This window comes from Christiangramia aquimixticola, from assembly GCF_048285835.1.
Lineage (GTDB): Bacteria > Bacteroidota > Bacteroidia > Flavobacteriales > Flavobacteriaceae > Christiangramia > Christiangramia aquimixticola.
The window spans coordinates 200,538-205,945 of record NZ_JBLVTL010000005.1 but is presented as its reverse complement, the minus strand read 5'-3'; the positions used below and the strand labels follow the sequence as shown (position 1 = coordinate 205,945).

Sequence of the window (5,408 nt, the reverse complement as noted above, 5' to 3'; positions counted from 1 at the left end):
GGTAGCTGCTTTATCCAGATTGATAAAGATGTCGCCAAAATCAAATATAATAGTGCTAATCATTAAAGTTTTTTTTTGTTATTGAGCAGATGTGAGTTTTCAAATATTTCAAGCATATCACCCTGAATGGAGTATTGTTTATTAAGTGTCCCAATTAGTTCTGGAGCAGGTATGCCCTTTTCAAATCTTTTGTTGCCCGTAAATATTCTGGCTTCATCCCAGGTGCCTGAGTCTATAAACTGTTGCAGGGTGTAGCGACCGCCTTCTACTATTAGAGACTGGATCTCATATTTATAACAAATCTCTGTGATTGCTTTTACGAGATCCTGAGAAAAATCAATTTGCTCAAATATGGTATTTCCCGATCCTTCTTCAGTCTTTTTCTCCGTAATTATGATCGTTTTCACCGTATTATCGTACAATGAAAATTCCTTGCTAATTTTTAGTTCTCTGTCCAGAACCAGTCGAACCGGATGATTCCCTGTCCATTTTCTTACAGTTAAAGATGGATTGTCTTTGAGCGCAGTGTTCGTTCCCACAAGAATTCCGCTTTCCTCACTACGCCATTTATGTACCAGTTGCCCGCTAAACCGGTTAGTGATCCAAACCGGTCTGGCATTAGGTTGATTTATTGGAGCAATAAAATTATCTCCTGTTTGAGCCCATTTTAAAATTATATAAGGTCTCATTTCAGTATGAAAAGTGAAGAACCTCTCGTTGAGTTCCCGGCACTGTTTCTCAAGTACGCCAACCCTAACCTCACAACCTGCATCCATCAGCTTTTTAATTCCTCTTCCCGCTACTTTGGCAAAAGGATCTATACTGCCTATCACTACTTTTTTGATTCCGTGAGCGATTATAAGATCACTGCAGGGAGGAGTTTTTCCATAATGACTACAAGGTTCAAGGCTTACATAGATGGTGGCATCTTTTAGTAAGTCCTTATTTTTTACTGAGTTGATGGCATTTACCTCGGCGTGAGCTTTGCCCGCCTGTTGATGCCAGCCTTCTCCAATTATCATGTTATTATGTACAACCACACTGCCTACCAAAGGATTTGGATATGTGGTTCCAAGCCCGTTTTGGGCCAGTTGAATACATCTGTTTATGTATTTTTCGTGTATCTTCACAGCACAAAAATAGAATTAATTAGCAGAATGAATACATGGAAAATTCGGGAAATAAAACCGGAAGATAATGCAGCGGTAAGAGCCTTGATACGCAGTGTTTTGGTGGAAATGGGAGTTCCTAAAGTTGGTACAGCCTATGAAGACAAAGCTCTTGATGATATGACCGCCGAATATGAAGCCGAAAACAAGGCATATTTTATTGTAGAAGAAAATTCCAGAATTATAGGCGGCGCCGGGATTGCTCCGTTAACAGGTTGCGAAGATGAAATTTGTGAGCTTCAAAAAATGTATTTTCTTCCGGAAGCTCGGGGAAGAGGGATAGGAATGGAAATGATTCAAACCTGTCTTAATTATGGACAGGAGCAGGGGTTTAAGAAATGTTATATCGAAACCCTCCCTTATATGGAAAATGCCCGCAGGCTCTACTCCAAAAACGGTTTTACCACTATAGAGAAACCATTGGGTAATACAGGTCATTACAATTGTACGGTCTATATGATAAAGGATCTTTAACTCATTAATTATTGCTAAATGACAATTTCTCAATTAAGAGAAAATTTCAAGAAATCTCTCGTAGGTCTTTATCCGGAAACTGAAGTTGATTCCTTTTTTTATCTGCTTGCAGAAGAATTTCTGGATAAAAGAAGACTGGATATTGCTCTGGACCCTTCTGCGGAAGCAGATCCTGAGGGTTTGCAGTCGATACTGGATGCATTGGAAAGACTAAAAAAATATGAGCCCGTACAGTATATTCTGGGTTATACTGAATTCTATGGTCTGAAATTTCAGGTAGATAAAAATGTTTTGATCCCAAGACCTGAAACCGAACAACTCATCTCCTGGGTACTTTCAGATATTCCGAAGGAGCAGAACTTAAGTATTCTGGATATTGGAACAGGATCGGGTTGTATCCCGGTAAACCTGGCAAAGCATTTGTCTTCAGCTAAAATTACAGCATACGATATTTCTGAAGGGGCTTTAAAAGTAGCCACAGAAAATGCCAGATTTCATAAGGTCGAAATCGATTTTAAAAAAGCAGATATCCTTAAAATGCAGAAATTACCTCAGCAGTTTGATGTGATAATCTCCAATCCTCCTTATGTACGGGAGCTGGAAAAAAAAGAAATGCATAAAAATGTGCTGAAGCATGAGCCGGATACAGCTTTATATGTTGAAGATGAAAATGCGCTGATCTTTTATAAAAAAATCACTGAACTTGCGGCTGAAAATTTGGCTACAGGTGGTTTGCTTTATTTTGAGATCAATCAGTACTTAGGCGCGGAGACGAAAGAACTTGTTGAAGAAATGAATTTTGTAGCCGAACTTAAAAAGGATATTTTTGGAAACTACCGAATGCTAAAAGCTGTGAAAAAATAAAATGAGGGAAACTCAGATAAAAATTAAGAGCCTGGCCGTATTTTGTGCCAGTAGTGATGGGAATGATCAAATTATTTATAATACGGCTTATGCCCTGGGAAAGGGACTCGCTGAAAAAGGGATAAAACTGATCTATGGAGGTAGTAAACTTGGTCTAATGGGTCAGGTGGCTAAGGGTAGTATGGATAATAGTGGGGAAGTAACCGGGGTAATCCCTGAATTCCTGAAGACAAAGGAAGTGGTGCATCCTGCTTTGGATGAACTTATCACCACCGACAATATGCATCAAAGAAAGATGAAGCTTAATGAGTTAAGTGATGCTTTTATTGCTTTGCCCGGAGGCTTCGGGACTTTTGAAGAACTTTTTGAAATAGTGACCTGGGCTCAGCTGGGATTACATAAAAAGCCAATTGGTCTTTTAAATATAGGCGGATTTTATGATGATCTAATCAATATGCTGAATACCATGACCAGGAAAGGTCTTCTTAAGGAAGAAAATCTAGATATCATTCTCATAGCTGATAATTTTGAGGATCTTCTGGAAAAGATGCAGAATTATGTTCCGCAACCGGTTCCTAAATGGATGAATAAAAACCAAACCTGATCATGAAATTCCAAAACCTAAGGGTCTACAGTGCTAACATAGATTCACAACTAAAATTTTATAAGAAGCTGGGTTTTGAGATCAGGAACGCTTCCGAAGATGCATTTGAAATAGTTTGCGGCTATTCGGTTTTACAATTTATTGCCAGAGAACATTCCCAGCCTTATCATATCGCATTTCATATTCCGGACAGGCAGGAAGAGGAAGCACTTCAATGGCTTGAAAAACTTGTTCCTGTATTGGGTTTTAATGATGATAAAATAATTGATTTCGAAAACTGGCAGGCAAAATCCCTTTACTTCTATGATGAAGATAAAAACATCATGGAATTTATTTCCCGAAGAGATTTTAAAAAACCGGATTCCGGAATCTTTGAAGCTAAAAGTATCGTTGGAATTGCTGAAGTAGGAATGGCCACCACAAATATTCGCAGGCAATTTGAAAAGCTGCAGGCCGTGGCCGGGCTGGAAAAATTTGACGGGGATCTGGAGAGATTCTGCGCAACCGGAGATCCTTCCGGTTTATTCATAGTTATAAATAAAGATAAAAAAGACTGGTTTCCTGTGGGGGACACTGCATATTCAGCAGATTTTGAAGTGGAATTCAGTCATGATTCAATAAATTATTCTGCAACTTTTAAGGAGGGGGAACTTCAGCTTAAAAGTATTTAAAAGTAAAGGTTAAAATGAATACTGAGCAAAGAATTCAGGTTTTACGGGAGGAGCTTCAACAGCATAATTATAATTATTATGTATTGGATAATCCTCAAATAAGTGATTATGAATTCGATATGAAGTTGAAAAAACTTCAGGAACTGGAGGAAAAACATCCCGAATTCCATGATGAGAATTCTCCCACCCAAAGAGTTGGTGGTGCGGTAACCAAAAATTTTGAAACTACGGTTCATGATCACCGCATGTATTCTCTTTCGAACTCGTATTCAAAGGAAGAACTTGAAGATTGGGAAAAACGACTTCAAAAGATCGTTGATGGCAAGTTGCAATACGTTTGTGAGTTAAAATATGACGGGGCTTCCATCAGTTTGACCTACGAGAATGGAAAACTTCTAAGAGCAGTGACCCGTGGAGACGGATTCCAGGGCGATGAGGTTACTAATAACGTTAGAACCATCCCTTCAGTTCCCTTAAAATTAAAGGGGGAATACCCTGAACGGTTTGATATTAGGGGCGAGATTGTTTTGCCTTATGAAGGTTTTGTGAAAATGAATGCGGAGCGAGTGGAATTAGGGGAGGAGCCATATGCCAATCCTCGTAATACTGCCTCCGGAAGTTTAAAATTACAGGATAGCGCTGAGGTTGCCAAAAGGCCTTTGGAATGCCTGTTATATAGTATAGCCGGTGAAAATACCGGAATTAAAACTCAGTTTGAAGTTTTGGAAAAAGCCAGAAAATGGGGTTTTAAAGTCCCAGCCGAATCTGAGCTTAAGAATTCAATTGAAGAGGTTTTACAGTATATAGCTTATTGGGATAAGCATAGACATGATCTTCCCTATGAGACAGATGGAGTTGTGATAAAGGTGAACGATCTGCAACAACAGGAAGAATTGGGTCATACTGCTAAATCGCCACGTTGGGCGATCGCCTATAAATTTAAAGCTGAACAGGAGTCTACTATCCTTAAAAAGATAACTTATCAGGTTGGAAGAACCGGAGCTATTACCCCGGTTGCCAATCTGGATGCGGTGCAACTTGCCGGAACTGTAGTTAAAAGAGCTTCGTTGCATAACGCCGATCAAATTGAAAAGCTGGATATAAGAGAAGGGGATAGTGTATATGTGGAAAAAGGGGGAGAGATCATCCCTAAGATCGTGGGTGTAGACTTTACAAAAAGAGATCCTGATTCTCAACCTACTCAGTATGCAACCCATTGTCCTGAATGTGACACAGCACTGGTTAGAAATGAAGGAGAAGCGCAGCATTATTGCCCTAATACCAACGGATGCCCTCCACAAATAATAGGAAGGATTCAGCATTATATTTCCCGGAAGGCCATGGATATTGAAGGCCTTGGCGGGGAAACTGTAGCATTGCTCGTGCGGGCCGATCTTATTGAAAACTACGCCGACCTCTATACGCTAAAAAAGGAGGATATTCTTCCTTTGGAAAGAATGGCTGAAAAGTCAGCTGAAAATCTAATTTCGGGAATTGAAAAATCCAAAGAAATTCCTTTTGAACGGGTGTTATTTGGATTAGGGATAAGATATGTTGGTGAAACCGTGGCGAAAAAACTAGCTAAACATTTTAAGAATATTGATGCCCTAATGGCTGCCACCGAGG

The 5,408-nt window shown here is 39.5% G+C and carries 6 protein-coding genes and 1 pseudogene; 5 read left to right on the top strand and 2 right to left on the bottom strand.

Going from position 1 to position 5,408, the window contains the following annotated elements:
* Both ACNKXV_RS11830 and ribD read right to left on the bottom strand, forming a co-directional pair.
* Positions 1 to 63: pseudogene (locus ACNKXV_RS11830) on the bottom strand (HAD family phosphatase); the annotation flags it as partial.
* Positions 63 to 1,130 carry a bifunctional diaminohydroxyphosphoribosylaminopyrimidine deaminase/5-amino-6-(5-phosphoribosylamino)uracil reductase RibD gene (gene ribD, locus ACNKXV_RS11825; protein WP_417907941.1) on the bottom strand — a complete coding sequence of 356 codons (1,068 nt, stop codon included), beginning with the start codon at positions 1,128 to 1,130 and terminating at the stop codon, positions 63 to 65. The pseudogene ACNKXV_RS11830 and the gene ribD, both read right to left, overlap by 1 nt.
* 27 nt (positions 1,131 to 1,157) lie before the next feature.
* Between ribD and ACNKXV_RS11820 the strand changes: the two genes are divergently transcribed.
* From ACNKXV_RS11820 to ligA, 5 genes are all read left to right on the top strand, one after another.
* On the top strand, positions 1,158 to 1,643 hold the full coding sequence (locus ACNKXV_RS11820; protein WP_417907940.1) for a GNAT family N-acetyltransferase: 486 nt from the start codon (positions 1,158 to 1,160) through the stop codon (positions 1,641 to 1,643).
* An 18-nt stretch (positions 1,644 to 1,661) separates the two neighbouring features.
* Positions 1,662 to 2,507, top strand: a complete 846-nt coding sequence (prmC, locus tag ACNKXV_RS11815) for a peptide chain release factor N(5)-glutamine methyltransferase (RefSeq protein ID WP_417907939.1) — start codon at positions 1,662 to 1,664, stop codon at positions 2,505 to 2,507.
* 1 nt (position 2,508) lies between these two features.
* A complete protein-coding gene (locus ACNKXV_RS11810; protein WP_417907938.1) occupies positions 2,509 to 3,111 on the top strand; it encodes an LOG family protein in 603 nt (200 codons plus the stop codon).
* Positions 3,112 to 3,113: 2 nt separating this feature from the next.
* Complete coding sequence (locus tag ACNKXV_RS11805; protein WP_417907937.1) at positions 3,114 to 3,782, top strand: VOC family protein; 669 nt, start codon at positions 3,114 to 3,116, stop codon at positions 3,780 to 3,782.
* A gap of 14 nt (positions 3,783 to 3,796) precedes the next feature.
* On the top strand, positions 3,797 to 5,408 hold a 1,612-nt coding region (ligA, locus tag ACNKXV_RS11800), incomplete at its 3' end, for an NAD-dependent DNA ligase LigA (protein WP_417907936.1).